The organism is Candidatus Desulfatibia sp. (genome assembly GCF_036446775.1).
Taxonomy (GTDB): Bacteria; Desulfobacterota; Desulfobacteria; order Desulfobacterales; family UBA11574; genus Desulfatibia_A.
In genome coordinates, this window is record NZ_JAZFTO010000010.1 from 1 (window position 1) to 2252 (window position 2252).

General features: G+C 46.6%; 3 protein-coding genes. 2 read left to right on the plus strand and 1 reads right to left on the minus strand.

Annotated elements, in window-relative coordinates; genetic code table 11:
* Positions 1-254: 2-oxo acid dehydrogenase subunit E2 (locus V3S16_RS00500; protein ID WP_413882713.1), on the plus strand; the 254-nt coding region annotated here is incomplete at its 5' end.
* A gap of 68 nt (positions 255-322) precedes the next feature.
* On the opposite strand, the gene V3S16_RS00505 is transcribed toward V3S16_RS00500, so the two are convergent.
* The gene (locus V3S16_RS00505) at positions 323-610 is read right to left on the minus strand and encodes a hypothetical protein (RefSeq protein ID WP_413882714.1); all 288 of its coding nucleotides are present in this window, start codon (positions 608-610) and stop codon (positions 323-325) included.
* Between the two features lie 87 nt (positions 611-697).
* On the opposite strand from V3S16_RS00505, the gene V3S16_RS00510 reads away from it, so the two are divergent.
* Positions 698-2116 carry a transposase gene (locus tag V3S16_RS00510; protein WP_413882715.1) on the plus strand — a complete coding sequence of 473 codons (1419 nt, stop codon included), beginning with the start codon at positions 698-700 and terminating at the stop codon, positions 2114-2116.
* Positions 2117-2252: the final 136 nt, after the last annotated feature.

Sequence of the window (2252 nt, forward strand, 5' to 3'; positions counted from 1 at the left end):
AGACGATCGCGCTTAGTAATCTCGGCGCGTATGGCATTGATTCTTTTTTGGGAATTGTCCCGCCGCCTACCAGTACGATATTGTCCGTCGGTAATGTCGTGGCCACGGTTGTCTGCAGAGAGGGCGAAATAACGGCGCGAAAAATGCTCAGCTTGTCTGTTGCCGCTGATCGCAGAGTGGTCGATGAGACCTATGCCGCCGAGTTTCTACACTACATTAAAGACCAATTGCAAAATCCGCAGCAGGTGATTTGACAAAAAAACCGGATTATTCGTTTATTAATCTTACTCGACAGTCATAAGTTTTCACAGCCTTTCTGCTGTTAAGGCCAGGCGTTTTCTTTCAGCAATGTCATGTTGATCATCGTCATTTCCTCAACGATAGCACGAAGTTTTCTGTAATTGTCTGAGTATTCCTTTGCTCTTGCCTGCCTCCTTTTTCCCAGATAAATCAACTTGGTCTTTTTGTTCGTATTGAGCGAGAAATAGCTTTGTTTGTTTCTGGTTCCTATGACGACAACACTACCTCGCATGACAGGGCCTAACTGAGCCATTCTCTTCTGAAGAGTTTTTTCTCGTCGTTTCATTTTTGCAAGTTCTCTTTTTTCCATAACGATCCCTTTTGTGCTTGAGTTTTTGCTTATTTAGACTATGCTATATAGCATAGTCCAGCACGAAAATATTGTCAAGGAGAAAAAATGTCAAAGGAACTGACGCGATTTCTGATGTTCATGAGGCCAGCTTTTTCAAGACAGGCTACCCATGTATGGTTTGTGATTGTTTTTGTGGGATTCTTGGTACGCAATGATACGCTCGGCGTCAGCTCGATTATTCGGGCGTTATCTCTTCCATCCGAGAGCTACAATTGCTTGCTGCACTTTTTTCATTCCACTGCCTGGAATATCGAAGGACTTATGGCTTTGTGGTGGAGCTGGCTCTTGCAGCGAAATGTCGCATATCGTCTGCAAGGCCATCTTGTGCTGACCGGAGACCACACCAAAACACCCAAGGATGGCCGCAAGATGCCCGCAGTAGCCACACTGCATCAGGATTCAGAGACAGCAAGCAAACCATCGTTTTTTCGGGGACATCATTGGGGCTGTATCGGGATACTGGTGCGGGCCGGCGAAAAATACTTCTCGACGCCGCTTTTGGCCAGTATCCAGGAAGGATTGGACGCATTTGCCGATTTAGGCAGAGAGCGTCTGCCGAAAACAACCTGTATTGTGAAGATGGCTCAGCAAGTTGCAATGGCGATGGGAAGCTCAGCTTATCTGGTTCTCGATGCTTATTTTGCCGTAGGGCCAGTCTTCACAACTGCCGCTGAAAAAGTAAACGCCGCAGGGGACATCATCCATATTCTGACCCGAGCGAAGAAAAATGTTGTAGCATATCTTTCCCCTCCACCCAGAAAAGAGCACCAGAGAGGACCGTCGAGAAAGTACGGCGAAAAACTGCGTCTGATGGAACTGTTTGAATCCCGAGCCGATATGTTTCAGACTGCCGAAGCTCTCGTCTACCGCAACAGTGAAACCATCCGCTACCTTACGCTTAATTTGATATGGAAGCCGATCAAAGGAACATTGCGTTTCATTCTGGTCGAAACATCTCATGGCCGGATTATCCTGATGACATCCGATCTCACTCTTGATCCTATCGCGGCGCTGCAACTTTACTGCCACAGAGTTACCATCGAGACATTATTCGACACTCTCAAGAATACCATGGGTGGTATGGCTTACCATTTCTGGTCGCAATACCTCAGCCCGGCGTCACGCCGGCCTCGCAAAAAAACTCTCCAATGCCAGAACTCCTCGGCTCCTGCAAAAACGCAAAACACTATAGCTGCCATCGAGAAGTTTGTTAATATTCAACTGCTCGTAATGGGAATACTGCAACTGCTGGCAAAGAGTTATCCCGAGCAGGTCAAGGCCAAAGCTCAATGCTGGCTGCGGACTGTTACATCCAATACGCCTTCTGAATTCGTCACGCAGACGGCGATGGCCAAAACCATCAAAAACAATTTATACGGTCTCGGAAAAGACTGGATAACACAGTTAATTCGAGAAAAGCAAATAGAACACAAGAAAAGAGGCCTTCACAAGAAGGTTGCCTGATGTAAAACTTACCACTGTCGAGTTACTGAAAAACTTGATTTGAGACGGAGGCGCTGGATGCGGTCCGTCCCAAAACTGATTATGAACAGATAAATTCGTATTCTTCAGTCTGTTCTGGCTGAAAAGCCTTCGAGTA